At 68.3% G+C, this 25,096-nt stretch carries 23 protein-coding genes; 12 read left to right on the forward strand and 11 right to left on the reverse strand.

Going from position 1 to position 25,096, the window contains the following annotated elements; genetic code table 11:
• The first annotated feature begins 237 nt into the window (after window positions 1-237).
• The 4 genes from KF871_RS12905 to KF871_RS12920 are packed head-to-tail and all read left to right on the forward strand — an operon-like array spanning window position 238 to window position 4,331.
• On the forward strand, window positions 238-1,479 hold the full coding sequence (locus tag KF871_RS12905) for an ABC transporter substrate-binding protein (RefSeq protein WP_291143006.1): 1,242 nt from the start codon (window positions 238-240) through the stop codon (window positions 1,477-1,479).
• Window positions 1,476-3,101, forward strand: coding sequence for an ABC transporter permease (locus KF871_RS12910; protein WP_291143009.1), 1,626 nt, complete (start codon window positions 1,476-1,478; stop codon window positions 3,099-3,101). The genes KF871_RS12905 and KF871_RS12910 overlap by 4 nt, the downstream gene beginning before the upstream one ends.
• Window positions 3,098-3,730, forward strand: a complete 633-nt coding sequence (locus KF871_RS12915) for an ATP-binding cassette domain-containing protein (RefSeq protein ID WP_291143014.1) — start codon at window positions 3,098-3,100, stop codon at window positions 3,728-3,730. The genes KF871_RS12910 and KF871_RS12915 overlap by 4 nt, the downstream gene beginning before the upstream one ends.
• Complete coding sequence (locus tag KF871_RS12920; RefSeq protein WP_291143017.1) at window positions 3,723-4,331, forward strand: CDP-alcohol phosphatidyltransferase family protein; 609 nt, start codon at window positions 3,723-3,725, stop codon at window positions 4,329-4,331. The genes KF871_RS12915 and KF871_RS12920 overlap by 8 nt, the downstream gene beginning before the upstream one ends.
• Here the strand turns inward: KF871_RS12920 and KF871_RS12925 are convergent.
• On the reverse strand, window positions 4,313-5,611 hold the full coding sequence (locus tag KF871_RS12925) for a TIGR04283 family arsenosugar biosynthesis glycosyltransferase (protein WP_291143020.1): 1,299 nt from the start codon (window positions 5,609-5,611) through the stop codon (window positions 4,313-4,315). The two genes, KF871_RS12920 and KF871_RS12925, sit on opposite strands and share 19 nt — an antisense overlap.
• On the reverse strand, window positions 5,608-6,612 hold the full coding sequence (locus KF871_RS12930; protein ID WP_291143023.1) for a phosphotransferase: 1,005 nt from the start codon (window positions 6,610-6,612) through the stop codon (window positions 5,608-5,610). Before KF871_RS12930 ends, KF871_RS12925 begins: the two co-directional genes overlap by 4 nt.
• Window positions 6,613-6,750: 138 nt before the next feature.
• Here KF871_RS12930 and KF871_RS12935 point away from each other — a divergent pair, with 138 nt between their 5' ends.
• The 4 genes from KF871_RS12935 (at window position 6,751) to KF871_RS12950 (ending at window position 11,835) form a co-directional block, all read left to right on the forward strand.
• Complete coding sequence (locus tag KF871_RS12935) at window positions 6,751-8,913, forward strand: FAD-dependent oxidoreductase (RefSeq protein ID WP_291143026.1); 2,163 nt, start codon at window positions 6,751-6,753, stop codon at window positions 8,911-8,913.
• Window positions 8,914-8,923: 10 nt separating this feature from the next.
• A complete protein-coding gene (locus KF871_RS12940; protein ID WP_291143028.1) occupies window positions 8,924-9,688 on the forward strand; it encodes a DUF3047 domain-containing protein in 765 nt (254 codons plus the stop codon).
• Window positions 9,689-9,738: 50 nt separating this feature from the next.
• Window positions 9,739-10,941, forward strand: coding sequence for an FAD-dependent oxidoreductase (locus tag KF871_RS12945; protein ID WP_291143030.1), 1,203 nt, complete (start codon window positions 9,739-9,741; stop codon window positions 10,939-10,941).
• A 126-nt stretch (window positions 10,942-11,067) separates the two neighbouring features.
• On the forward strand, window positions 11,068-11,835 hold the full coding sequence (locus KF871_RS12950) for a DUF4399 domain-containing protein (RefSeq protein WP_291143033.1): 768 nt from the start codon (window positions 11,068-11,070) through the stop codon (window positions 11,833-11,835).
• A 19-nt stretch (window positions 11,836-11,854) separates the two neighbouring features.
• Here KF871_RS12950 and KF871_RS12955 read toward each other — a convergent pair whose 3' ends face one another.
• From KF871_RS12955 to KF871_RS12970, 4 genes are all read right to left on the reverse strand, one after another.
• Window positions 11,855-12,550, reverse strand: a complete 696-nt coding sequence (locus tag KF871_RS12955; RefSeq protein WP_291143035.1) for a haloacid dehalogenase type II — start codon at window positions 12,548-12,550, stop codon at window positions 11,855-11,857.
• Window positions 12,551-12,558: 8 nt separating this feature from the next.
• Window positions 12,559-13,632, reverse strand: coding sequence for a selenide, water dikinase SelD (gene selD, locus KF871_RS12960; protein WP_291143037.1), 1,074 nt, complete (start codon window positions 13,630-13,632; stop codon window positions 12,559-12,561).
• 94 nt (window positions 13,633-13,726) lie between these two features.
• Window positions 13,727-14,851 carry a PQQ-dependent sugar dehydrogenase gene (locus KF871_RS12965; RefSeq protein WP_291143039.1) on the reverse strand — a complete coding sequence of 375 codons (1,125 nt, stop codon included), beginning with the start codon at window positions 14,849-14,851 and terminating at the stop codon, window positions 13,727-13,729.
• Between the two features lie 69 nt (window positions 14,852-14,920).
• The gene (locus KF871_RS12970) at window positions 14,921-15,505 is read right to left on the reverse strand and encodes an NnrU family protein (RefSeq protein ID WP_291143040.1); all 585 of its coding nucleotides are present in this window, start codon (window positions 15,503-15,505) and stop codon (window positions 14,921-14,923) included.
• Between the two features lie 144 nt (window positions 15,506-15,649).
• On the opposite strand from KF871_RS12970, the gene KF871_RS12975 reads away from it, so the two are divergent.
• The 4 genes from KF871_RS12975 (at window position 15,650) to KF871_RS12990 (ending at window position 19,728) form a co-directional block, all read left to right on the forward strand.
• On the forward strand, window positions 15,650-16,156 hold the full coding sequence (locus KF871_RS12975; protein ID WP_291143042.1) for a MarR family transcriptional regulator: 507 nt from the start codon (window positions 15,650-15,652) through the stop codon (window positions 16,154-16,156).
• A complete protein-coding gene (locus tag KF871_RS12980; protein WP_291143044.1) occupies window positions 16,143-16,835 on the forward strand; it encodes a GNAT family N-acetyltransferase in 693 nt (230 codons plus the stop codon). The genes KF871_RS12975 and KF871_RS12980 overlap by 14 nt, the downstream gene beginning before the upstream one ends.
• 112 nt (window positions 16,836-16,947) lie before the next feature.
• Window positions 16,948-17,907, forward strand: coding sequence for an RNA polymerase sigma factor RpoH (gene rpoH, locus KF871_RS12985; RefSeq protein ID WP_291143046.1), 960 nt, complete (start codon window positions 16,948-16,950; stop codon window positions 17,905-17,907).
• A 48-nt stretch (window positions 17,908-17,955) separates the two neighbouring features.
• Window positions 17,956-19,728 (forward strand): 7TM diverse intracellular signaling domain-containing protein, encoded by a 1,773-nt coding sequence (locus KF871_RS12990; RefSeq protein ID WP_291143048.1) that lies wholly within the window; start codon window positions 17,956-17,958, stop codon window positions 19,726-19,728.
• 9 nt (window positions 19,729-19,737) lie between these two features.
• Here KF871_RS12990 and lysS read toward each other — a convergent pair whose 3' ends face one another.
• The 5 genes from lysS to KF871_RS13015 form a co-directional block, all read right to left on the reverse strand.
• A complete protein-coding gene (lysS, locus tag KF871_RS12995) occupies window positions 19,738-21,294 on the reverse strand; it encodes a lysine--tRNA ligase (RefSeq protein ID WP_291143050.1) in 1,557 nt (518 codons plus the stop codon).
• Window positions 21,295-21,375: 81 nt separating this feature from the next.
• Complete coding sequence (locus KF871_RS13000; RefSeq protein ID WP_291143052.1) at window positions 21,376-22,092, reverse strand: ABC transporter ATP-binding protein; 717 nt, start codon at window positions 22,090-22,092, stop codon at window positions 21,376-21,378.
• 13 nt (window positions 22,093-22,105) lie between these two features.
• Complete coding sequence (locus KF871_RS13005; protein WP_291143055.1) at window positions 22,106-22,876, reverse strand: ABC transporter ATP-binding protein; 771 nt, start codon at window positions 22,874-22,876, stop codon at window positions 22,106-22,108.
• 10 nt (window positions 22,877-22,886) lie between these two features.
• The gene (locus tag KF871_RS13010; protein WP_291143059.1) at window positions 22,887-23,987 is read right to left on the reverse strand and encodes an ABC transporter ATP-binding protein; all 1,101 of its coding nucleotides are present in this window, start codon (window positions 23,985-23,987) and stop codon (window positions 22,887-22,889) included.
• A 19-nt stretch (window positions 23,988-24,006) separates the two neighbouring features.
• On the reverse strand, window positions 24,007-24,936 hold the full coding sequence (locus tag KF871_RS13015; RefSeq protein WP_291143061.1) for a branched-chain amino acid ABC transporter permease: 930 nt from the start codon (window positions 24,934-24,936) through the stop codon (window positions 24,007-24,009).
• Window positions 24,937-25,096 lie beyond the last annotated feature (160 nt).

Below are 25,096 nucleotides of genomic sequence, written 5' to 3' on the forward strand. Positions count from 1 at the left end.
AGACGGGCCGGTGGCCCGGCGAGGCTTCGCAACGCAGCGCATGGCCTTTTTGGCCGCAACCCGCAGGGAACGGGGTGAAAACAGCGCCACTCTTCGTTGCACTCCTAGGCCAGGCAGCCAGCCTGGCCGTCGTCCCGCGCCTAGATTGGCGCTGTTTTCACCCCGTTCGCACTTGGAAAATAGTGAGAACAGGCCCTAAGCTGCCCGCTCGCACTCGTTCAGATCATCCCAAGGCACATGTCGCTACCTCCGCACCTCCGTCGCCGCCACCTGCTGCTTGGCGCCAGCGCCTTGCTGGTGGGCGCCCGCGCCAACGCCCAGACCGCTTCCACCACCGCTTCACCCGCCGGTGTCACCACGTGGCCGACCATCGAGCAGGCCGCACGCGGTCGCACCGTCTACTGGAACGCCTGGGGCGGCAGCGAGCAGACCAACACCTACATCCAGTGGGTGGCCGAGCGCGTGCAAGGTCTGCACGGCATCCGGCTGCAGCACGTCAAGGTCAGCGACACGGCAGACGTCGTCAAGCGCGTGCGCGCCGAGAAAGCGGCCGGCCGGGGCCCGGGCCAGGGCACGGTTGACCTGGTGTGGATCAATGGCGAGAACTTCGCCGCCATGAAGCGCGAGGGCTTGCTGTTCGGGCCCTGGGCCGAGCAACTCCCCAACTTCCGTCTCGTCGACGTGCAAGGCAAGCCCACGGTGCGCAACGACTTCTCGGTGCCCACCGACGGGTTCGAGTCGCCCTGGGGCATGGCGCAGTTCACCCTGTTTGCCGACGCCCGCCGTCTGCCGCAGCGCCCGCAAAGCATGGCCGCGCTGCTGGAGCTGGCACGGGCACAACCCGGGCGCATCACCTACCCGCGCCTGCCGGACTTTCACGGCACCACCTTCGCCAAGCAGGCCCTCGTCGAGCTGGCACCCGATCGCAGCGCGCTGGCCAAGCCCGCCACCGAGGCCGCCTTTGCCACCCAGACCGCGCCCCTGTGGCGCTTTCTCGATGCGTTGCGTCCGCACCTGTGGCGGGGCGGCCGCCAGTTCCCGCAGAACGCCGCCGCGGTGCGGCAAATGATGGCCGACGGCGAGCTGCTGCTGGCGCTCACCTTCAACCCGAACGAAGCCGCCAACGAGATCGCCGCCGGCCGCCTGGCCGACACCACCGTGAGCTGGCAGTTCGAGCAGGGCACCATCGGCAACACGCACTTCGTGGCCATCCCCTACAACGCGCCCCAGCCGGCCGCAGCACAGGTGGTGGCCAATGCCCTGCTGGCCCCCGAGGCCCAGGCCCGCAAGGCCGACATAACGCACTGGGGCGACCCGACCGTGCTGGACCTGCAGCGCCTGAGCGCGAGCGAACGCAAGCTGTTCGACACCGGCGCGCGGCCCGGTCTGGTCGAGCGGCCTGCCCCCACCCTGCCCGAACCCCACGCCAGCTGGGTCGAGCCGATCGAGCGCGAGTGGCTGCGACGCTACGGGTCTTGATCTCGCGCCGGGGTGCAGCGGCGGTGCTGCTCGCCCTGGCGGGCCTGCCCATGGTCTGGGCCGCGCTGGCCGCCCTGCGCGCCGGCCTGGTGCCCTCGGCCTGGGCGGACCTGTGGCAACAACCGGCGCTGGCGCGCTCGCTGGCCTTGACCTTGTTCACCGGCCTGGGCGCCACGGTGCTGGCCTGGTGGCTGGCCGCGGCGCTGCTGTCGCGTGCCTACGTGCAAGAGCGCTTGCAGCGATTGCTTCGCCCGCTGCCAGCCATGCTGGCCACACCCCACGCGGCCATGGCCATCGGCCTGCTGTTTCTGCTCTCACCCAGCGGCTGGCTGCTGCGAGCCGTATCGCCTGGCCTGACCGGCCTCACCTTGCCGCCGCCCTGGCCCACCACGCAGGACCCCTGGGGCCTGGGGCTGGTGCTGGCGCTGGTGATCAAGGAAGTGCCGTTCCTGCTGTGGTCGGCGGCGACGCAACTGCAGCGCGCCGACGTGGGTGCGCGCTGGCGGGCCGAGCACCGCCTGGCGCAGACCCTGGGCTACCCGGCTCAGCGCGCGTTCTGGCGCGTGGTCTGGCCACAGCTGGCACCGCGCCTGCGCTGGCCCCTGCTGGCGGTGCTGGCCTACAGCCTGACCGTGGTCGACATGGCGCTGGTGATCGGTCCGGCGTCGCCCCCCACGCTGGCCGTGCTGGCCTGGCAGTGGCTGGGCGACGTTGATGCAGCCACCTACGCACGCGGTGCCGCCGCCGGTGTGTTGTTGTTGGGTGTGGTGGGCGCGTGCAGCGCGGCATGGTGGCTCACCTGGCGACTCACACGCCGCCTGCGCAGCGAGGGCGGCCACCGCGGGCGGCCCGGCACTCACGCGCGCCGGTCGATCGGCGCGCCCGTGTTGATGGCTGTGTACGCGATCGCCGTGCTGGTGCTGCTGGTGGCCAGCATCGCCGGGGTGTGGACGTTCCCGGCCTTCTGGCCGCAGTCAATCAGCCTGGCGGCCTGGCAGTCGGTGATCCGCAGCAGCGACACCCTCTGGACCACGCTCTGGCTTGCGGCGGCCAGCAGCGCCATCGCCCTGGTGTGGTGCCTTGCCTGGCTGGAGCTGGCGCCCAGGCATTGGGACGATGCCGCGCGACCGCTGCTCTACCTGCCGCTGTTGCTGCCGGCCGTGTTGTGGGTGGTGGGCCTGTATGGCATGGGCTTGCAGCTGCGGTGGGAAGGCCAGCCCAGCGGCGTGCTGCTGGCGCACGGGGTCATGGTGCTGCCTTACGTGCTGCTCACGCTCAGCCCGGCCTACCTGGGCTTTGATCCGCGCTACGCGCAGCTGTGTGCCACGCTGGGTCGCGGCCGATGGCATTTCCTCTGGCGCGTGAAATGGCCGCTGCTGCGGCGCGCCATCGCTGGCAGCGCCGCGGTGGGGTTTGCGGTCAGCGTCACCCAGTACCTGCCCACGCTGTACCTGGGCGCCGGGCGCTACGCCACCGTCACGACCGAAGCGGTCAACCTGGCGGCGGGCGGGCAGCGGTCACTGACCGCCGCCTATGCCGTCCTGCAGTTCGTGCTGCCGGTGCTGGGATTTGCCGTGGCGGCGTGGGTCGGGCGACCAAGACGCTTCAGAATCGCGGCATGACACTGTCTGTGGCCATCCAGCGCCTGGGCACGCCCACGCGCTGCCTGGTCGAAGCCATGCGCTTTGACATCGCCGCGGGCGAGATCCTCACCCTCATGGGGCCCAGTGGCAGCGGCAAGAGCTCGGTGCTGGCCGCCATCGCCGGCACGCTCGACCCCGGCTTGCACTTTGACGGCGAGGTGCAGCTCGATGGCCGCCCCATCCATCACCTGCCCACCGCGCAGCGGGGCGTCGGCCTGCTGTTTCAGGACGACCTGCTGTTCGCCCACATGACGGTTGCCGAGAACCTGATGTTCGCGGTGCCGCCCGGCCCGCGCGCTCAGCGCCAGGCCGCGGTGGACAGTGCGCTGGCCGAGGCCGGCCTGGGGGGCTACAACGAGCGCGACCCCGCCACGCTCTCGGGCGGTCAGCGTGCTCGCGTGGCGCTGATGCGCGCATTGCTGGCCAGGCCGCGCGCCCTGTTGCTCGACGAGCCGTTTTCCCGCCTGGACGCGGCGCGGCGCGCACAACTGCGCCACTTCGTGTTCACGCATGTGCGCCAGCGCGCCATCCCGGTGCTGCTGGTCACGCACGACCGCGACGACATCGCCGACCCGGCGCGGGTGATCGAGTTGCACGGCCATGCTTGATCGCACGCTGCAGCACTGGTTGCGCGCGCCACTGCAGGCCTTGGCGCGCGTGTTGGTGCGCTGGCGGGTGCGCGCCGACCCACTGACCTGGACCGGTTTTGCACTCGGCATGCTGGCCGCCCTGTGCATCGCGGTGCAATGGCCGCTGACCGGGCTGGGGCTGTTGCTGCTGTCGCGCCTGTGCGATGGCCTCGACGGTGCGGTCGCGCGCGCCACCCAGGCCACCGACCGCGGCGCCTTCCTCGACATCGCGCTCGACTTTCTGTTCTACGCCGCCATTCCCCTGGCCTTCGCCGTGGCCGACCCTGCGGCCAACGCACTACCGGCAGCGGTGCTGCTGGCCAGCTTCATCGGCACCGGCAGCAGCTTTCTGGCCTTTGCGGTGCTGGCGCAAAAACGTGGCCTGAGCTCGCTGTCGTTTCCCGACAAGGGCTTTTACTTTCTGGGTGGCCTGACCGAGGCCACCGAGACGCTGGCCGCCTTCGTGCTCATGTGCCTGTGGCCCACCGCGTTCCCGGTCATTGCGTATGTCTTCGCGGCGCTGTGCGCCATCACCGTCGCCATGCGCATTGCCTGGGGGGTTCAGCGGCTGGCTGATTGAATGGCGAGCCAGCGTTGCCAGTCAGACGGGTGGTCGACGTCCCACAGCAGCGGGCCTTCCCACAAACTCAAACCCAGCTGCGCGCAACGTGCGCGTGTGGCCTCGGCCACCGATGCGCTGCCCCAGTGAATGTCGCGAAACACACCGGCGATCGCGCGGCGCAGCCCCAGCGCCACGTAACCCCCATCTTCCGCGGGCACCATGCCGACGTCGTGGTGCTGCAACGCATCGGCCAGTTGCTGCAGCACGTCAGGGTTGAGGCTGGGCGCATCGGTGCCCACCACGATCCAGGCGCGCTGGCTTTGCGCAAAGTGCGCGGCCATGGCGTGCGCCATGCGCTCACCCAGGTCGGCGCCCTGCTGCACCCGGGTGCGCCAGCCGGCCCGCTCGCGAAGCACGCACCACAACCGGTGCTGGTCATCGGGCGCACACCAGATGATTGCCGGTCCCAGGCTGGCCACGCGCACTGTGGTTAGCGTGTGCAACACCAGGGCACGGTGCGCACGCGCCGCACCCCGCGCACCCAGCAGCGGCATCAACCGCGTTTTGGCCTGGCCGGGCACCGGCGAGCGCGCCATGATGGCCAGCGCCGCATCGGCGCGCGGTGTGTAGCCGTAGCGGCGCGCCAGGGTCTGCGCGTCGGCACCCAAAGCAAAGCGCAGACGCAGGCCCCACATCAGCCACACGGTGCGCCACAGGCCATGCGTGTCCCATCGCCGGCCATCGGTCTGCACCCGTTCGCGCAAGGCGGCGACCGGGGCCGCACGTCGCAGACGCGCGCTCAGGGCCACGTCTTCCATCAAGGGCAAGGGATCAAAGCCACCCAGCCGGCGAAACAACGCGGTGCGCACGAACAGACCCTGGTCACCCGTGGCGATGCCGGTGAGGCGCGAGCGCCCATTCATCAGCCAGGCCACCATGGGCAACAGCGGGTGCCGGCCGACGATGCGCACGTCAAAACGCCCCCAATCCGCGCCATGGGCCAGTGCGCGTTCGATGGCCTGGTCGGCGTCGTCGGGCAACACGGTGTCCGCGTGCAGGAACAGCAGCACGTCGCCCTGTGCGCACGCCGCGCCCGCGTTCATCTGCGACGCCCGGCCCCGAGGCGCTTGCAGCACCCGGTCGGCGCCATGGCGCGCGACGTCCATTGACGCGTCGCGGCTGCCGCCGTCGACCACGATCAGCTCGGCGCCGCGCTGGCGAAACACCTGCAAGGCCTGCAAGCGACCAGCCAGCGCGGCCGCATCGTCGAGCACCGGCATCACGATCGACAGCCTCATGTGCGCAAGGCCCTCTCCAGTGCGTCGAAGCCGGCCTGCAATTGCGCAATCGTGTTGGCATCGAGGTAGTGGTCCACGCGGTTGCGCACGTGGGTCACCAGCGCGGGTTCGCTCAGCGCGCCCGACCAGTCGGCACCCTGCCCTCCGGGTGGCAAGCCCGACAACACCCGCCATTGCGCACACCAGGTGATCGACCACAGCCACATCGCGCGCCGCAGCGGCACGTGCCAGGCGGCGCTGAGCGGTGCGATGGTGCCGACCCGGGCGGCCCAGGCGGTGATGAAGGCGCGCTCCTGCGCGGTGTCGAGCACGGCGCGGCTGGCCACGTCCCAGGTGGTCGAGGTGTAGAGCGTGGCGTGCGCCAGGTCCAGGCCGGGCGGACCGATGCGCAGCTTCTCGAGGTCGACCAGCACCGCGCGCCCATCGCCGTCGCACAGAAAGTTGCCCGGGTGCGCGTCGAAGGCAATCAACGAACACGGCGGGCGATCGGCGCGCGCCACGCGCTCGGCGAAGCCCTCGCGCTCAAGCTCGATGGCCTGACGGGCCGGTGCCGACAAACCGGCCGCCGACAGGTGTGCTGCCTGCTGATCGATCGCCGCCAGCAGGTCGGCCAGGGGGTCGGCCGGCCGGTGCAAGGGGGTTGGCTCCGAAGGCACGGGCAGCGCATGCAATGCGGCCAGCGCCTCGGCGATGGCAGTGAGGTCCTGCGGCAGGCGGGCCGCATGCCCCGCGATGGCCTCGACCAGCAAGGCGCCGCGCGGCAGATCGCCCGACACCGGCAGCACCCCGAGCAGCCTGGGCGTGTGCCCGCTGGGCGCGGCTTGCGCGAAGCAGGCTTGCTGATAGACCAGGTTGTCTTCGGGCGACAAGGCCATCTGGCTTTGTTTGGGCACGCGCACCAGCCAGGGTGTGCCCTGCAACCGCACGTGCCAGTGCGCCAGGCCGGTGTCGGCCAAGGGCTGCAAGGGCGCATCGGCCAGATCGGGCCGATGGCGTCGCAATGCGCGGTCAAGGCTTGGCAGGAGCGTGTGAGCGAGTGACATACGGTGTAAGAATGCCGCGGGTCCGGGCGACCGAAACGGAACCTGTTGGCGCGGCCTGCTGGCGCAACCCATGAGCAGGACCTTTGAGGCATTGTCGTGAACCTTCGCAAAACCTTGCTGCTCGCCCTGATCGCCCTGGCGGTGGTGGCGTTCTTCGCGCTCGATCTGGGCCGCTTTCTCAGCCTGGAAGCGCTGAAGCAGCGCCAGGCCGATTTCGCCGAGCTCTATGCACAGCGGCCCTGGACGGTGATCGGCGCGTACTTCGCCATCTACGTGGCCACCACGGCGCTGTCGCTGCCAGGGGCCACCATCATCACCCTGGCCGGCGGCGCCCTGTTCGGCCTGCTCTGGGGCACGGTGATCGTCTCCTTCGCCTCCAGCATCGGCGCGACGCTGGCTTTTCTGGTGGCACGCTTCGTGTTGCGCGACAGCGTGCAGGCGCGCTTCGGTCAGCGCCTGAGCGAGATCAACCAGGGTGTCGAGCGCGAGGGCGCGTTCTATCTGTTCACGCTGCGGCTCATCCCGCTGGTGCCGTTCTTCGTGATCAACCTGCTCATGGGGCTGACGGCGATGAAGGCGCGGACCTTCTACCTGGTCAGCCAGCTCGGCATGCTCGCGGGCACCGTGGTGTACGTGAACGCAGGCACGCAGCTCGCGCGCATCGATTCGCTGAGGGGCATCCTGAGTCCGGCGCTGATCGGCTCATTCGTGCTGCTGGGCGTGTTTCCCTTGCTGGCGCGGCGCGTCGTCGCGGCCGTGCAGCGGCGCCGTGTGTATGCGCCCTGGGCAGGGCAGCGACCCGCGCGCTTCGATCGCAACCTGATCGTCATCGGTGCCGGCGCGGGCGGCCTGGTCACCGCCTACATCGCAGCCGCGGTCAAGGCCAAGGTCACGCTGGTCGAGGCCCACAAGATGGGGGGCGATTGCCTGAACTATGGCTGCGTGCCCAGCAAGGCACTGATCCGCAGCGCGCGCCTGGCGCACCAGATGCGCCACGCCTCACACGTCGGCCTGGGCGACGTATCGGCCACGGTGAACTTCAAGGCCGTCATGCAGCGCATCCGTTCGGTGGTGGAGGCCATCGAGCCGCACGACAGCGTTGAGCGCTACACCGGGCTGGGCGTGGAAGTGCAGCAGGGCTACGCGACCTTGGTGAACCCCTGGACGGTGGAGATCGCGCTCAACAATGGGGGCAAGCAGCGGCTGACGGCGCGCAGCATCGTGCTGGCCACCGGCGCCAGTCCCTTCGTGCCACCGTTGCCCGGTCTGGACGAGGTGGGCTACCTCACCAGCGACACGCTGTGGGACGCGCTGGCCGAGCGCGACACCGTGCCGCAGCGCATGGTGGTGCTGGGTGGCGGCCCCATTGGCAGCGAACTGGCGCAGGCCTTTGCGCGGCTGGGCGCGCAGGTCACGCAGGTCGAAATGGCGCCACGTATCCTGGCGCGCGAGGACGAAGAGGTGAGCGCCCTGGCCCGGGCCGCGCTTGAGGCCGATGGCGTGCACGTGCTCACCGGCCACAAGGCCTTGCGCTGCGAGCGCGACGATGCCGGCAAATGGCTGGTGGTCGAGCACCAGGGGCAGACACAGCGCATCGCCTTTGATGAGCTGATCTGTGCGGTGGGCCGCAGCGCGCGATTGAAGGGCTATGGACTGGAGGCACTGGGCATCCCCACCAGTCGCGTGATCGACACCAACGACTACCTGCAGACGCTGTACCCGAACATCTACGCCGCAGGCGACGCCGCCGGGCCGTTCCAGTTCACCCACGTCGCGGCACACCAGGCCTGGTACGCCGCGGTGAACGCGCTGTTCGGCGAATTCAAGCGCTTCAAGGTCGACCACAGCGTGATTCCCTGGGCCACCTTCGTCGACCCCGAGGTGGCGCGCGTGGGCCTGAACGAGCAGGAGGCCCGCGAACGCGGCATCGCCTTCGAGGTGTCGCGCTATGCGCTCGAAGAGCTCGACCGCGCCATTGCCGACGGCGAAACGCAGGGTTTCATCAAGGTGCTCACCGTGCCGGGCAAGGACCGCATCCTGGGTGTGACCATCGTCGGTGCGCACGCGGCCGAGTTGCTGGCCGAGTACGTGCTCGCCATGAAGCACGGCCTGGGGCTCAACCGCGTGCTGGGGACCATCCACACCTACCCCACGATGGCCGAGGCGAACAAGTACGTGGCGGGCGAATGGAAGCGCGCCCATGCACCGCAAGGCCTGCTGCGCTGGGTGCAGCGGTACCACGACTGGAAGCGGGGTTGAGCGCGTGAGCGTGGCGCCCAACGCCCTGGCCTTCGTGCGCAGAGTGGCCGGCTGCCTGGTCTGCCTTGCTTTGGCCACGGCACAGGCGCAGGGCGTGCCCGACCTGCCCGATCTGCTCGATGCGCAAGGCGCCATCGCCACGCCCTGGCGGGTTGTGGGCTTTCCCAAGTCGCAGCGCGACATCCCGCTGACGCAGTTCAGCGCCGGCAGCGTGGATGGCGAACGAGGCGTTCGGGTCGAGGCCCAACGCTCGTACGGCACGCTCACGCTGGCCACCGACCTCGCGCCATCGGCGCTTCGCTGGCGCTGGCGGCTCGACCAACCGCTGCAGGGCGGCGAACGTCCGCCCGACATCCTCAGCAAGGCCGGCGACGATGCCGCGCTCAAGGTCTGCGCCCTGTTCGATCACCCGCTCGATCGCGTGCCCTTCGTGGAGCGCCAGCTGCTGCGCCTGGCCCGCGCCGTCAGTGGTGAGGCGCTGCCCGCTGCCACGGTCTGCTACGTGTGGGACAGCCGCTACGACGCCCTCACCGAGAGCGCCAATCCCTACACCCGGCGCGTGCGCTTCGTGGTGCTGCGCGGAGCGGGCGCGCCATTGCAGCAATGGGTGGACGAGTCGCGCGATCTGGCGCAGGACTTTCGCCGCCTGTTCGGCGACGAACAAGCGCCCGATGCACCCCTGCCCCGGGTGACGCAGCTGCTCATCGGCGCCGACGCGGACAACACCGGTGCGCACAGCATCGGCTGGGTGCGCGCGCTGCGCACCGTCCCTTGAGCGACCCGGCTCCCGCAGCACCACCGTTGGCGCACGTACCATTGCGCCCCATGCGAAGTGGCATCACCCGACTTCTGCTGCTGGGCGCGGGACACGCCCATGTGCAGGTTCTGGCCGAACTGGCCAGGCACCATCCGGCGGACCTGCAGGTCACGCTGCTGAGCCCGCACCCATCGCAGACCTACAGCGGCATGGTGCCCGGCCTGGTGGCGGGCCGCTACAGCGTCGACGAGGTCCAGATACCACTGGCCCCGCTGCTGCAGGCAGCGCACACACGCTGGGTGGCCGGCCGCTGTGTGGGCATCGACAGCGCCAACACCCAGGTCCACTGGCAAGGCCCCGACGACGACACGGTGCACGCGCTGCCCTACGACCTGCTGTCCATCGACACCGGCGCGGTGCTCGATCGTGAGCGACTCGATGCCGAGCTGCCCGGTGCGCGCGAACACACCCTGCCCCTGCGTCCGATCGATGCCTTTGTGGGCTTGTGGCCCGAGGTGGTCGAGCTGGCGCAGCAGCGCCCGTTGTCGGTGGCGGTGATCGGTGCGGGCGCGGCCGGCATCGAGACGGTGTTTGCCGCCGCCCAGCGCTTGCGCGCCGACGGTGTGCCGGGCTCGACCTTCACCCTGGTGACCGGTGGCCCCGAACCCGGCCCCGGCTACATACCTGGCGTGCGCGCACGCATTCAACGCCGCTTGCGGCGCGAGGGCATCCATGTGCTGCGCGAGGCCTGCACCCGCATCGACGACACGGGTGTGCACCTGGCCAACGGGGCGGTGCTGCGGTGCGATGTGCCCCTGCTGGCGATTGGCACCCACGCACCCACCTGGCTGCGCGGCAGCGGGCTTGCCCTTGACGACGCTGGACACGTATTGGTCAACCGCTTTCAGCAAAGCACCAGCCACGCCAATGTGTTCGCGGTCGGCGACGTGTCCACCCGCGATGACCACCCGCACCCGCGCAGCGGCGTCTATGCGGTGCGGGCGGGTCCGCCGCTGGCGCACAACCTGCTCGCTGCGCTCGAGGGCCGCCCGCTCAAGCCGCATTGGCCGCCGGGCTACACGCTCAACCTGCTGTCGTGCGGCACGGGCTTTGCCATCGCGAGTTGGGGCCCTTTGCACGCGCAGGGCGCCTGGGTCTGGCGCTGGAAGGACCGCATCGATCGCGCCTTCATGGCCCGGTACTGTGGCGTCCATGCCAACAACGCCGGGCCCCGGGTGCCCCATCCGGAGGATGAGCGGCGCGCGCGCTGACCTGTTGCGCGGCACATGCCGCTAGACTGGCATGCCCGTACCCGTACCAAGGCTGTGTGAGCAGCCACGATGCCCATGACCGCCTTGTACCTACGCCGCCGCCCCCTTCTGGCCACCCTTGTCACCGTGACAGCGCTTTGCGCCACGCATGCGCTGGCGCAAGGCAGCCCCTACGGCAGTAACAACCTTCACCCCTGGCAGGTGCCACCACCGCGCCTGTCGGCCGAGGCCTACTTCACCAACCTCAAGGACGGTGACCGCATCGAGACGCCCTACGTGCTCAAGTTCGGGCTCTCGGGCGGCTGGGGGCTGGCGCCGATCGCGCAAGCGGGCCATGGCAAGAGCGGCCATCACCACTTGCTGGTCAACCGCGACCTGCCGCTGAATTTCAAGCAGGCCCTGCCCTTCAACGACCAGTACATCCACTTCGGCAAGGGTCAGATGGAGACGGTGCTGACGCTGGCACCGGGCGAATACAAGCTGCGCATGCTGCTGGCCGACCAGCAACACCTGCCGCACTTCGTCTACAGCAAGCCCACGCGCATCGTGGTCACGCGCAAGAACGACACCGACCCCAAGACGCTGCAGAAAAAGGGCCTGGAGATCGAGCTGGACAAAACCTCCGCGCGCCCACCACTGCGCGTGGGTTTTCATGCCTCCTTGCTCAACGTGGCGCAAATGGCGCAGCGCATTCCCGAGTCCGGGCATTTCCGCGTCACCATCACGCCCGAGAGCGGCGCAGCGCCCGCGGTCATGGATTTCGTCGATGGCGAGACCGAGGTCTGGCTGTCACCCCCCGCGGGCCGCTACGGGGTGAAGCTGGAGATGCTCGACAACCTCGCGCCCGAGCGCCCGCTGGCCGAGGCGGTGAGCGCGCGCTTCGAGGTGCGCTGATCCGCCTGACTGCGCGGCTTCAGCAGCCGAGCTGATCGGCCAGGTGCTGCAGGTCGCGCGCGTGCCAGGTGTTGGCCGCATCGGGCGACACATCCTTGGGATGCGCCTGGCCGAATTCGAACGGCCGCTCGATGTAGGCCGTGGCCAGACCGCAGGCGCGTGCGGCGGCCAGGTCGTCCTGATGGGCGGCCACCAGCATGACCTCGCCCGGCGTCACGTCGAACACCTCGGCGACGCCCAGGTAGGTGCGCGGGTCGGGCTTGTAGGCACGAAACACCTCGGCCGACAAAACGCAGTCCCAGGGCAGGCCGGCGCGCTTGGCCATGTTGGTGAGCAGGCCGATGTTGCCGTTGGACAGCGAGCTGATGGTGAAGCGCTGCTTGAGCCGCGTGAGCCCGGCCACGCTGTCGGGCCAGGCGTCCAGGCGGTGCCACACGCGGTTGAGGTGCGCGCGCTCGACCTCGCTCAGGTGCTCCAGGCCGAAGCGCGGCAGGATCTGATCGAGGATCATGCGGTGCAGGTCGTCGATGCGCGTCCAGCCGAGTTCGCCGCTGCGCACGCGCTGCATGGCGGGCTGGTAGCCGCCGCGCCAGGCCAGCGCAAAGGCGTCGGCATCGACCTGCGGGTACAAGGCAGACACCTCGCGCACGATGCTGCCGTGCCAGTCGACCACGGTGCCGAAGATGTCGAAGATGAGGATGGATACCTGGGTCATGGTCTGCCTCAAGCGACGTGCAGGTGAATGCCGTCGGCCGCCGGCCCGACGACCGTGCCGATCTCGACCGCATCGGCAAAACCGTGCCGCGCGAAGGTTTCGAGCACCTGCGCTACCGTGTCCTCGCTGCAGGACACCAGCAGGCCGCCACTGGTCTGCGGGTCACTGAGCAGGGCCTGATCGGACGCCTGCAGCGCGGCGTCCATGCGCACCTGGTGGCCATAGGCGGCCCAGTTGCGCCCCGATGCGCCGGTCACCACACCAGCGGCCGCCAGCTCGCGCACGCCAGCCAGCAAGGGCACTCTGGACCAGTCAAGCCGCACCTGCACGCCCGCGCCGCGCGCCATCTCCAGCGCGTGGCCGGCGAGGCCGAAGCCGGTGACGTCGGTCAGCGCGTGCACGCCAGGCAGCGCCGCCAGATCGGGGCCCGGTGTGTTCAGGCGCGTGGTGGTGGCGATCATCTGCGCATAACCCTCGGGGTCCAGGCGCTCCTTCTTGAGCGCCGCCGACAGCACGCCCACGCCGAGCGGCTTGCCCAGCACGAGACGGTCCCCGACCTTCGCGTCGGCGTTGCGCTTGACGCGATCGGGATGCACCAGGCCCATGGCCACGAGACCATATATCGGCTCCACCGAGTCGATGGTGTGTCCGCCCGCCACCGGAATGCCCGCTGCCCGGCACACGGCCTGCCCCCCCTCGAGGATGCGGCCGATAGTCTGTGGGCTGAGCACGTTGACGGGCATGCCCACGATGGCCAGCGCCATGATGGGCGTGCCGCCCATGGCGTAGACGTCGCTGATGGCGTTGGTGGCGGCGATGCGGCCGAACTCGAACGGGTCATCGACGATGGGCATGAAGAAGTCGGTCGTCGCGATCAGCGCCTGCTCATCGTTGAGGCGGTAGACCGCGGCGTCGTCCGAGGTCTCGATGCCGACCATGAGGGCCTCGGGAATCGGCATGGCCGCGGTGCCCTTGAGGATCTCGCTGAGCACGCCCGGGGCGATCTTGCAGCCGCAGCCGCCGCCGTGCGACAGGCTGGTCAGGCGCGGCTGGGTGGCCGCGGTCGGGGTGGGCGCGTTCATCTGGGGTCTCCTCTGGCAGAACAGGCCGCATTGTGCGAGCAGCCGCGCGAACCCGCACGCGCGGGGCTTACACACCCAAAGGCCAGACCCAGGTTCAGCGCGGCTGCAGCCGGATGAGCTGGCCGTCGCTGGCGTCGGTCAGCAGGTACAGCAGCCCGTCCGGGCCCTCGCGCACATCACGGATGCGCTGGCCCAGATCGGTGAGCAGCTTCTCCTCGCGCACCACCCGCTCACCGTCGAGTTGCATGCGCACCAGGTAGCGGAACTTGAGCGAGCCGGTGAACAGGCTCCCCTGCCAGTCGGCGCCGTAGCGGTCGCTGCGCAGCCAGGCCAGACCCGAGGGCGCGATCGATGGCACCCAGTACTGGACCGGTTGCGCCATGCCGTCCTTGCGCGTGATGCCGTCGCCGATGCGCCCGCCACCATAGTTTTCGCCGTAGGTGATGACCGGCCAGCCATGGTTCACCCCGGCCCGCGGGTGGTTGAGCTCGTCGCCGCCCTGCGGCCCGTGCTCGATCGTCCACAGGGTGCCATCGGGGCCGAGGGCTGCCCCCTGCACGTTGCGGTGTCCATAGCTCCAGATCTCCGGCAGAGCCCCGGCGCGAGCGACAAAGGGGTTGTCGCTTGGTGCCGTGCCGTCGGCGCGCACCCGCACCACCTTGCCCAGGTGGTTGTCCAGGGTCTGCGCGTCCTGCATGCGGCTGTAGCGGTCGCCCAGGGTGAGGAAGAAGTTGCCATCGCCGGCCTGCACGATGCGGCAGCCAAAGTGCAATCGGCTCGCCACCTTGGGCTTCTGGCTGAACACCACCCGCACGCCCTCCAGCCGTGTTCGATCGTCCGACAGCCGCGCGCTGGCCATGGCCGTTGAATTGCCGCCCAGGCCGGGTTCGCTGAAGCACAGGTGGACCCGCCGGTTGTTGGCAAAGTCCCGGTCGGCGACCACATCGAGCAGGCCCCCCTGGCCCACCGCGTCAACGTCCGGCACACCGGCAACCGGTGGTCCCAGGCGGCCATCGGCCTCGACCACCCGCAGCCGCCCGGGGCGCTCGCTCACCAGCATGCGGCCCTCGCCGATGAAAGCCAGGCCCCAGGGGTTCTGCAAGCCGCTGGCCAGCACCTGCGGCTCGATCCGCGGTGCCTGTGCCCAGGCCACCGCCCCTTGCACAAGCACCAGCGCGGCGAAAGACAGGGAACGGGAGATCGCGTGCGTTGGGGTCATGGTGGGCTCGAGTGCAGGGTGGCCATGGCGGGTGTGAATGCGCACCACCGCCGCCAGTTCCCTCACCCGTCACCCAAACGGACGAACACCGATCAGGAAGCCATGCGCCCAGAAGGCGAAGACGGCGTACAGCACGAGGCCGCCCACCACGGCGATCGCATCGTTGGACGCCCTGGGTGACGCCGCACGGACCGATCGACCCAGGCCGGCGGCCTCACGGCGTTTGATCGAAATGCGGTCGGCCACCGCCCACACCAGAAAGCCGCCAAACAGCAGCACATCGGCCAGGGTGCCGTTGGCGAGCAGATGCGCCAGCGCCCACAGCTTGGTCGCCACCAGCATGGGGTGTCTGGTGGCCCGTTGAATGCGCCCGGGCAGGTAGGCCGCCAGCAGCAGCACGAACACAGGCAGCATCAGGGTGGCGGCTACATGGCGCATGGCCGCCGGCGGCGTCCACAGCAGCACGGGGTCCTGACGTGCGGCGCTGTAGCCGGCGACGATCAAGCCGAACCCGGCCAGTGCCACCAGGGTGTACAGCCCTTTCCAGGCGCCCTCCCCCAGGCGCTGGGCCAGCGCGTCCCGCCCGCGGGGCGCCATGATCGACACCGAGTGAATGCCCAGAAACAGCAGCAAACCGAGGATGAGGAGTTGCATGGTGGTCGGATGAAAAGCCTGCCCGCGTGGCGGGCGTGGCGATGCCCGGACTCTATCCGGACCCCGTGCCCGTGTGCGAACGGGTTGATATTCAGCATTTAAATAACATGGTATATATCACTGCATTGAATCAGTGAGATGCTTATGTCAACGGACATCGTCAAGGAACTGGGCCTGCTGACGCTGGGCAGTCGGCTCAAACGCCTGGGTGAGCGTTTGCAGGGCCAGACGCAGGTGTTGCTCGACGCCCAGGGGCTGGGCGTGCCGGCATCCCACCAGCCCTTGCTGGCCGCGTTGGCGCGGGCCGACGCCCTGAGCGTTGGCGAGCTGGTACAGGCGCTGGGCGTCAGTCAGCCGGGCGTGACCCGGCAATTGGGCAATCTGCAGGCCGCCGGGCTGGTTCAGGCCTGGCAGGGCGGCGAGGACTTGCGGTTGCGCCGCATGCGCCTGACCGAGGCCGGCCGCAGCTACGTGGCCCTGGCCGAAGCCACCGCCTGGGCCGCGATCCGTGCGGCCGTCACCGACGCCTGCGCCGGCCAGGGCGAGGCCTTGCTGGGCCACCTGGATGCCCTCGAGCAGGCGCTGGATGCCCAGGACCTGGCGACCCGCCAACACCAGACCACCGAGGGAGCCACCCATGCACCCGCTTGACCGCCCCGTCTGGGCCAGCCTGAGCACATCACTGGCACCGCTGAGCGAAGGCGGTGACCTGGCCAGACGCCTGTTGCCGACAGTCAACCTCTTCGGTGCCTCGCGCGACGACACCCCCGAGTCGCTGGCAGCGCTGGCGGCCCTGGTGGCGCCGGGGGAGCAGCTGTACCTGGCGCAAGTGGGCACCATCGCAGTGCCACCCGGGTTGACGCTGCTGAAATCGGCCACCGGGGTGCAGATGCTGGCCGAGCAGGACCTGCGGCCCCTGGTTGGGCGAGGCGACGACACGGCGGCCTGGGAGGTACTCCAGGATGCCGACGCCGCCGACATGCTGGCCCTGGCCCGGCTGACCGAACCCGGCCCGTTTCTCGCCCGCACCCACACCATGGGGCGCTTCCTTGGGGTACGAACGCCCAACGGACTGGCCGCCATGGCGGGCGAACGCCTGCGCCAGCCCGGCTTCACCGAGGTCAGCGGCGTCTGCACCCACCCGGACCACCGCGGCCGCGGCCTGGCGCGGCGGTTGTCGGCAACGGTGGCGGCGGTCATCCAGGCCAGGGGGGAGCAGCCCTATCTCCACGCCTGGTCGACCAACCGGGCGGCGATCTCTCTGTACAAGCAGCTGGGGTTTCGGGTTCGAACCGAAATACAGGTGGCGGTGCTGGGCCGCCCGGGCTGACGCCCCCACCAAACCACCGCCCATGCCCAGTAAACGGCCATGGAACTTCTGACTTAGCACTCCCTCCAAGCGAGTGCTAATATCACCAGCCGATTACCCGAGGAGGTCATCCATGTCCCAGTCGCTTGCCGTTGTGAACGCCCCGTCCGCCACCCTGGCCACCGCCGGCGCGTGGTCGAGCCGCGCCCTGACGCTGCCACCCCTGGGCAACCTGGATGCCTACATCTCCGCCGTCAACCGCATGCCCATGCTCAGCCTCGACGAGGAACAGGATGCGGCGCGGCGCCTGCGCGATCACAACGACCTCGACGCCGCTGGCCGCTTGGTCATGTCGCACCTGCGCCTGGTGGTGTCGATCTCGCGCCAGTACCTGGGCTATGGCCTGCCGCATGGCGACCTCATCCAGGAAGGCAACGTGGGCCTGATGAAGGCCGTCAAGCGCTTCGACCCCGAGCAAGGGGTGCGCCTGGTCAGCTACGCCATCCACTGGATCAAGGCCGAGATCCACGAATACATCCTGAAGAACTGGCGCATGGTCAAGCTGGCCACGACCAAGGCCCAGCGCAAGCTGTTCTTCAACCTGCGCTCGCGCAAGCAGGGCCTGCGCGCCGAAGCCGCCGCCGATGGCGACACCCACCGCGAGGTGTTGAGCGACGCCGAGATCGGCCTGATGGCCCGCGAACTCAACGTCAAACCCGAGGAAGTGCGCGAGATGGAAACGCGCCTGGCGGGCGGCGATGTGGTTCTGGACCCGACGCCCGGCGACGACGGCGAAGACGCCTTCGGCCCGATCGCCTACCTGGCCGACCGGGCACACGAGCCCACCGCCATGATCGAATCGGCCCAGCGCGACCACCTCGCCACCGAAGGCATTGCCCAGGCCATGGGCGAGCTCGATGATCGCTCGCGCCGCATCGTGAGCGAGCGCTGGCTGAAGGTGAACGACGACGGCTCGGGTGGCATGACGCTGCACGAGCTGGCGGCCGAGTACGGCGTCAGCGCCGAGCGCATCCGTCAGATCGAAGTGGCGGCCATGAAGAAGATGCGCAAGGCACTGGCCGCCTACGCCTGACCGATCGGGGCGTATGCCCTTTGGCGCGACTGCACAATCGCGCCCAACATGACATTCCCGCGTATCTGGCGACACCGCTTCGCCACGGCAGGCACCGCCCTGCTCTTGCTGTTCTGCCCGCCGCTGCTGCTGGCACAAATCACCCCCCCACCCGAGCCCGCGGACGGATCGCCCTCGGTGATCGTGCTCGACGATGAGGTACGCACCGTTTCGCTCGACGGGCGCAGCGAGCAGGCCATCGACCCCGATGGCTCGCTCGATATCGAGCGCCTGGCCAACGAGCCGAACGCGCTGGCGTTTTCGCCGCGCCAGACTGGGCAACGGGTGCGCCTGCCCGATGGCGCCGCGCTGTGGATCCGGTTCGACGTGCAGATGCGCGACCTGGGGGCGCACTGGGAGCTTGAACTCGCGCGTTCGGGCACCGACCTGATCACCCTGTACCACCGCGATGCCATGGGACGCTGGCGCGTGCAGAACGCCGGCGACCGGTTGCCGGTTGAGCAATGGGACAACCCCGACCGCTATCCGGTGTTCGGCCTGGAACCTCGCGCGGACGAAACCGTGCGCTACTGGGTCCGCATCGAGCACGCCCGGGTGCCCTTCTCGGGCGAGCTGCTGATCCACAACCACAACCGGCTGCGAGAACTGCGCATTCACCAGCAGTTTGGTCTGGGCGCCTACTTCGGCATGACCGCCCTGTTGACCCTGATCGCCCTGGCCAACATGGCCGTGTTTCGCGATGCCGCCTTTGCGGGCTACGCGATCTACACCGGGTTGCTGGGCCTCAGTCTCGCCGCCTCGCTGGGCGTCGGCGGCCAGTTTCTGTGGCCCGGCCAGGCGCGCTGGAACCAACTGGCGGAGTACGTTCTGCTGCCACTGATGGGCGTGGCGGCCATCATGTTCGTGCGGCTGGCGCTGCATCCCAGACGCATCGGGCTCACGCTGGAGCGCCTTTGCTGGCTGCTGGCGCCCATCTGGCTGGCCACCACCGCCTGGGACGTGGTGCTGCCCAGCGCACTGAGCCTTCAGGTCAACACCGCCATGGGGGCGCTGGCGCTGGGCCTGGTGGCGGCCATGGTCTGGGCAGCACTGCGCCAGAGCGAGACGTGGGTGCGCCTGATCGGTGTCGGCATGGTGCCGGTGCTGCTGGCCAGCGCCCTGCCCGTGCTGCGCAACTTCAACCTCCTCTCCTCAGGCTTCCTGTCGCAGTACGGCATGGTGCTTGCCGCGACCCTCGAAGCGCCCATCCTGATCTACGCTTTGCTGCAACGCTCGCAACAACTGCACGAGGCCCAGGCGCGGGCCCGTGCGCTGGCCCGCACCGAACCCCTGACCGGCCTCACCCACCGCCACCACTTCCTGGTGCGCCTGCACCACAGCCTGGTGCGCGCGACGCGTTATGGGCACCGAAGCGCCCTGCTGCTGATCCACCTCGACAACCACCATGAGTTTCTGCAGACCCATGGCCGCGAAATCGCCGACCGGGCGCTGGTGATTGCGGCCTCGCAGCTGCGCTCGCAGGCGCGCGACGTGGACACGGCAGCGCGCGTGGACGACAACAGCTTTGCCCTGCTGATGGAAGGCCCGGTGAAGCCGGCCCAGGCGCTGTCCACCGCCACGGCCCTGGTGGCGGACGGCCTGCGCCCCTCCGAGCGCCTGCCTGTGGGCGCAACCTTGCGTTTGAAGATCGTGGTGGCGATGGTCCCCGACACCCTCAACGAGCTCGATCAGGACGCCAATGCGCACATCGAGTGGATGCGCCAGGGCATGCTGGCGCTGAGCGAGGACGCGCGCAAGGCCATCCTCAAACTCAACTTCTGACCGCGCGCGTCAGACTTCGCGACGCAAAGCCGGGAACAGGATGACGTCGCGGATGCTGGGGCTGTCGGTCAGCAGCATCATGAGGCGGTCGATGCCGATGCCGCAGCCACCCGCAGGCGGCATGCCGTACTCCAGGGCGCGCACGTAATCCGCATCGAAATGCATGGCTTCGTCGTCGCCGCCGTCCTTGGCATCGACCTGGGCCTGGAACCGGGCCGCCTGGTCTTCGGCGTCATTGAGCTCGGAGAAGGCATTGCCGAACTCGCGCCCGGTGATGTAGAGCTCAAAGCGCTCAGTGATCTCGGGCTGTGCGTCGTTCGCACGGGCCAGGGGCGAAATCTCGGTCGGGTGGTCCATGATGAAGGTGGGGTTCCATAGCTGGTCTTCCACCTTCTCTTCAAAGTACAGCACCTGCAGCGAGGCCACGCTGCGCGCGGCCAGCTGGTTCTTCTCTTCGGTCAACCCCAGCTTGCGCAGTTGCGCACGCAGCCACTCGGCATCGTCGACATTCGCGCCCGCATCGGTGTACTTCACGATGGCATCGCGGATCGTGAGCCGCTCGAACGGCGAATCAATGTCCACCGCGCGCCCCTGGTAGCTCACTTCGCCGTCGCCGCGCACGGCGCGCACCACGTGACGAATGAGCTGCTCGCAAAAGTCCATGAGGTCGCGGTAGTTCCAGTACGCCGCGTAGAACTCCATCATGGTGAACTCGGGGTTGTGACGCACCGAGATGCCTTCATTGCGGAAGTTGCGGTTGATTTCGAACACCCGGTCGAAGCCCCCGACCAGCAGGCGCTTGAGGTAGAGCTCGGGCGCGATGCGCAGGAACATTTCCTGATCGAGCGCGTTGTGGTGCGTGATGAAGGGCTTGGCATTGGCCCCACCGGGGATGGGGTGCAGCATGGGCGTCTCGACTTCGAGGAAGCCGTGCGACACCATGAACTGGCGCAGCGCAGTGACGGCCTGGCTGCGGGTAACAAAGCGGCGGCGCGCGCCTTCATCGGTCATCAGGTCGACGTAGCGCTGGCGGTACTTGATCTCCTGGTCGTGCACGCCATGGAACTTGTCGGGCAAGGGGCGCAGGCTCTTGGTCAGCAAGCGGATGCGATCGACATGGATGGTGAGCTCGCCCGTGCGGGTGCGAAACAGGGTGCCCTCGGCGGCCACGATGTCGCCCAGGTCCCAATGCTTGAAGGCAGCGTGCTGCGCCTCGCCCACGCTGTCGTTGTTGATATAGATCTGGATTCGACCACCGCTGGGGCCGAGCGAGGCGTCCTGCAGCGTCGCGAAACTGGCCTTGCCCATGACGCGCTTGAGCATCATCCGCCCGGCCACACTGGCACGCACCGGGTTGGCCTCCAGGGCTTCCTTGGTCGCCTCGGCGTGGGCGACCATGAGTTCGGCCGCCGTGTTGCCCGGCTTGAAGTCGTTCGGGAAGGCCACCCCTTCGCCGCGGGCCTGGGCTTCGCGCAATCCCTTGAGCTTCTCGCGCCGTTCGGCGATCAGCTGGTTGTCGTCTTGCGCCACGGGCGCCGCGGTGTCGGGGGTGTGGGTCTGGCTCATGAAAATGAAAAGCGGGTCGGGCGCCAGCGTGGCGCGCAACCCGCGATTGTAGGTTTGGGCGCAAAGCGCCCGTTCAAAGGCTTATTCGCCGAGGTAGGCGGCCCGCACTTTCGGGTCGGTCAGCATCTGCTTGGCCTCGCCGGTCATGATGATTTCGCCGGAGTCCATGACGTAGCCGCGGTTGGCGATCTGCAGCGCCCGGCTGGCGTTCTGCTCAACCAGCAGAATGGTCACGCCCTGCGCCGACACATCACGTACCACCTCGAAGATCTTGTCGACCATGATTGGCGACAAGCCCATGGACGGCTCGTCGAGCAGCAGCACCTTGGGCTGGCTCATCAGGGCCCGGGCCATGGCCAGCATCTGCTGCTCACCGCCGCTCATGGTGCCGGCCAGCTGGTCCTTGCGTTCTTTCAGGCGCGGGAAGATGCCGAACATGCGCTCGATGTCGTCGGCCACCTTGGGCTTGTCCTTGCGCACGTAGGCGCCCATCTGCAGGTTTTCGGTGATGGTCATGCGGGTGAAGACACCGCGGCCTTCCGGCACCATGGCCAGGCCCTGCTTGACCAGGTCCCAGGCACCTTTGCCCCGGATGCTCTGACCCATGTACTCGACGTCGCCGTCTTCCATGGACAGCGAGCCGGTGATGGCCTTCATGGTGGTGGTCTTGCCGGCGCCGTTGGAGCCGATGAGGGTGATCAGCTCACCTTCGTTGACTTCGAGATCGATGCCTTTGACGGCTTTGATGCCGCCGTAGGAGACCTTCAGCCCTTTGACTTTGAGAAGCGTGTTTGCCATGTGGGTCTCCTGCTCAATGCCCGCCGGTGCCGAGGTAGGCCTCGATCACCTTGGGGTCCTTCTGCACCTCGGCCGGCGTACCGGTCGAGAGCTGCTTGCCGTAGTCGAGCACGGTCACCCGGTCACACAGACCCATGACGAGCTTCACGTCGTGCTCGATCAACAGGATGGTGCGGTTGTCGTTGCGGATGCGGTCGATCAGCTCACGCAGTTGCACCTTCTCGGTGGCGTTCATGCCGGCCGCCGGTTCGTCCAGCGCAATCAGCTGCGGGTCGGTGGCCAGGGCGCGGGCAATTTCCAGGCGGCGCTGGTCGCCGTAGCTCAGCGTGCGTGACTTGAAGTCGGCGAACTTGCCGATGCCCACGTAGTCGAGCAACTCCTGCGCGCGCTCGGCGATTTCGCGCTCCTCGCGCTTGAAGCCGGGGGCACGGAAGATCGCGCCCAGCAGGCCCGAGTGGGTGCGGATGTGGCGCCCCACCATCACGTTCTCCAGCGCGGTCATCTCGGCAAACAGCCGGATGTTCTGGAAGGTGCGCGCGATGCCGGCCTTGGCCACTTCGTGCACGGCCGTGGGCGTGTAGGGCTTGCCGGCCAGCTCGAACGAGCCGCTGTCAGGCGTGTACAGACCGGTCAGCACGTTGAAGAACGTCGTCTTGCCGGCACCGTTGGGGCCGATCAGCCCGTAGACCTGACCGCGGTGGATTTCGATGCCCACGTCACTGAGGGCTTGCAGACCGCCAAAGCGCTTGGAGACGTTGGCGACTTTGAGAATGGTTTCGCTCATGCTGTGGCCCTCACTTCGCACTCAGGGACTTGCCGTGTTCCGGCGCGGGCCACAAGCCCTTGGGACGCAGCAGCATGATGACGATCATGGCCAGCGCGATCAGCAGCTGACGAAGGATTTCGGGGCCCAGGCGCCCGTCGGTGAGTTCGGTGAGCGGGCCCGCCACGTGGCGAAGCAACTCGGGCAGACCGGCCAGCACCAACGCCCCCAGGATGACACCCGGGATGTGGCCCAGGCCACCCAGCACCACCATGGCCACGATCATCACCGACTCCATCAGGATGAAGGACTCGGGGTACACGCCGCGCATGAACGAGGCGAACAGCACGCCGGCCACGCCGCCAAACGTGGCGCTCATGCCGAATGCGGCCAGCTTGAGGTTGCGCGTATTCAGGCCCATGGCCTTGGCAGCAATCTCGTCTTCGCGAATGGCCATCCAGGCGCGGCCGATGCGTGAGTCCTGCAGCCGGTAGGCGATGACGATGGCCACCACCACGAAGAACAGGATGAGGTAGTAGTACATCGTGACCGACTGGAAGGTGTAGCTGAACCCACCGATCGAGATGTCCAGGCTCTGGCTCATGCGATGCCCGAACACGCTCACTGCGTCGATGTTGCTCAGGCCCTTGGGCCCGTTGGTGATGTTGATCGGACGGTCGAGGTTGAGCATGAAGATGCGCACGATCTCACCGAAGCCCAGCGTGACGATGGCAAGGTAGTCGCCCCGCAGCTTGAGCACGGGCGCGCCCAGCACCAACCCGGTCATGCCCGCCACGCAACCGGCAATGATCATCACCAGCCAGAAGTTCATGTGCAGACCGTTCGGGAAGGTGGCAGCCACCCAGGCGAAGGTTTCGGTCAGGTGCGGCGATGCGAGCAGGCCGTAGAGGTAGGACCCCACGGCGAAGAAGGCGATGAAGCCCAGATCGAGCAGGCCGGCGTAGCCCACCACGATGTTCAGGCCCAGGGCCAGCAGCACGTAAAGCAGTGCGACATCGACGATGCGCACCCAGGAGTTGCTGCCGGTGGCCTGCAGCGCCAGCGGCAGCACCAGCATCAGCACGGCGACGACCGCAAAGGCGATCAGCTTGATGGATTTCGAGTTCGACATGGCGGTTCTCCCTGTGAACTCAGGCGCGATCGGCCACACGCTCGCCGAGCAGACCCGACGGACGCAGCGTCAGCACGATGGCCAGCACGATGAAGGCGAAGATGTCGGTGTACTGGCTGCCCAGGAACCCGCCAGTGAGCTTGCCCAGGTAGCCCGCGCCGAGCGACTCGATGAGCCCCAGCGCCACACCGCCGACCACGGCGCCGGCCAGGTTGCCGATGCCGCCCATGACCGCCGCCACGAAGGCCTTGAGGCCGGGCATGAAGCCCATGGCGTGCTGCACCGTGCCGTAGTTGGACGCCCACATGATGCCGGCGATGGCCGCCAGCATGGCGCCGATGATGAAGGTGGCCGAAATGACCACGTCGGGACGGATGCCCATGAGTGCGGCCACACGCGGGTTCTCGGCGGTGGCGCGCATGGCGCGACCCAGGTCCGTGCGGTTGACCAGCCACATCAGCAGCGCCAGCACGATCACCGTCGTGGCCAGGATGGCGATTTGGGTGATGGACAACACCGCCCCGAAGAACTCGATCGGCTCGCGCGAGAGCATCGACGGGTAGGACTTGGGGTTGGGCTTCCAGATGATCATCGCCAGCGTCTGCAATAGCAGCGAGACGCCGATGGCAGTGATGAGCGGGGCCAATCTGGGCGAGTTGCGCAGCGGCCGATAGGCCAGCTTCTCGATGGTGAAGTTGAGCGCGGCGCACACCACCATGGCGATGACGGTGGCAATGATGAGGATCATCCAGCCCGCCATGTCCGGCGAAGCTTCGCGCATGCCCGTGATGATGGTCCAGCTGGTGAGCGCACCCACCATGAGGACATCGCCGTGGGCGAAGTTGATGAGGCCGATGATGCCGTACACCATCGTGTAGCCCAGGGCGACCAGGGCATACATGCTGCCCAGCACCAGTCCGTTGAGGATCTGCTGTAGCAAGACTTCCATGAAAGGTTCTCCGTGTTCGTGACCGGCGGGGAGTGTTCACCGCCCCGTTCAACCTAGCAAAAAACCCGCCAGATGCGGCCTGGGTGCAGGCCGGGGGCGGGTTGGTGGTGGGCGATTGTAGCGAGGGGGAGTATGGGGTCCCATGGGCTGACGCCCCAGA

The organism is Hydrogenophaga sp., from assembly GCF_019635465.1.
GTDB lineage: Bacteria > Pseudomonadota > Gammaproteobacteria > Burkholderiales > Burkholderiaceae_C > Hydrogenophaga.

Excerpts from the sequence above, each read along its gene's own strand:
- rpoH (WP_291143046.1), top strand. The coding sequence starts at position 16,948 with ATGTCCCAGTCGCTTGCCGTTGTGAACGCCCCGTCCGCCACCCTGGCC.
- KF871_RS13015 (WP_291143061.1), bottom strand. The coding sequence starts at position 24,936 with ATGGAAGTCTTGCTACAGCAGATCCTCAACGGACTGGTGCTGGGCAGC.
- KF871_RS12915 (WP_291143014.1), top strand. The coding sequence starts at position 3,098 with ATGACACTGTCTGTGGCCATCCAGCGCCTGGGCACGCCCACGCGCTGC.
- KF871_RS13010 (WP_291143059.1), bottom strand. The coding sequence starts at position 23,987 with ATGTCGAACTCGAAATCCATCAAGCTGATCGCCTTTGCGGTCGTCGCC.
- KF871_RS12975 (WP_291143042.1), top strand. The coding sequence starts at position 15,650 with ATGTCAACGGACATCGTCAAGGAACTGGGCCTGCTGACGCTGGGCAGT.
- KF871_RS12920 (WP_291143017.1), top strand. The coding sequence starts at position 3,723 with ATGCTTGATCGCACGCTGCAGCACTGGTTGCGCGCGCCACTGCAGGCC.
- KF871_RS12955 (WP_291143035.1), bottom strand. The coding sequence starts at position 12,550 with ATGACCCAGGTATCCATCCTCATCTTCGACATCTTCGGCACCGTGGTC.
- KF871_RS12965 (WP_291143039.1), bottom strand. The coding sequence starts at position 14,851 with ATGACCCCAACGCACGCGATCTCCCGTTCCCTGTCTTTCGCCGCGCTG.
- KF871_RS12970 (WP_291143040.1), bottom strand. The coding sequence starts at position 15,505 with ATGCAACTCCTCATCCTCGGTTTGCTGCTGTTTCTGGGCATTCACTCG.
- selD (WP_291143037.1), bottom strand. The coding sequence starts at position 13,632 with ATGAACGCGCCCACCCCGACCGCGGCCACCCAGCCGCGCCTGACCAGC.
- KF871_RS12925 (WP_291143020.1), bottom strand. The coding sequence starts at position 5,611 with ATGAGGCTGTCGATCGTGATGCCGGTGCTCGACGATGCGGCCGCGCTG.
- KF871_RS12980 (WP_291143044.1), top strand. The coding sequence starts at position 16,143 with ATGCACCCGCTTGACCGCCCCGTCTGGGCCAGCCTGAGCACATCACTG.
- KF871_RS12990 (WP_291143048.1), top strand. The coding sequence starts at position 17,956 with ATGACATTCCCGCGTATCTGGCGACACCGCTTCGCCACGGCAGGCACC.
- KF871_RS12945 (WP_291143030.1), top strand. The coding sequence starts at position 9,739 with ATGCGAAGTGGCATCACCCGACTTCTGCTGCTGGGCGCGGGACACGCC.
- KF871_RS12905 (WP_291143006.1), top strand. The coding sequence starts at position 238 with ATGTCGCTACCTCCGCACCTCCGTCGCCGCCACCTGCTGCTTGGCGCC.
- KF871_RS13005 (WP_291143055.1), bottom strand. The coding sequence starts at position 22,876 with ATGAGCGAAACCATTCTCAAAGTCGCCAACGTCTCCAAGCGCTTTGGC.
- lysS (WP_291143050.1), bottom strand. The coding sequence starts at position 21,294 with ATGAGCCAGACCCACACCCCCGACACCGCGGCGCCCGTGGCGCAAGAC.
- KF871_RS13000 (WP_291143052.1), bottom strand. The coding sequence starts at position 22,092 with ATGGCAAACACGCTTCTCAAAGTCAAAGGGCTGAAGGTCTCCTACGGC.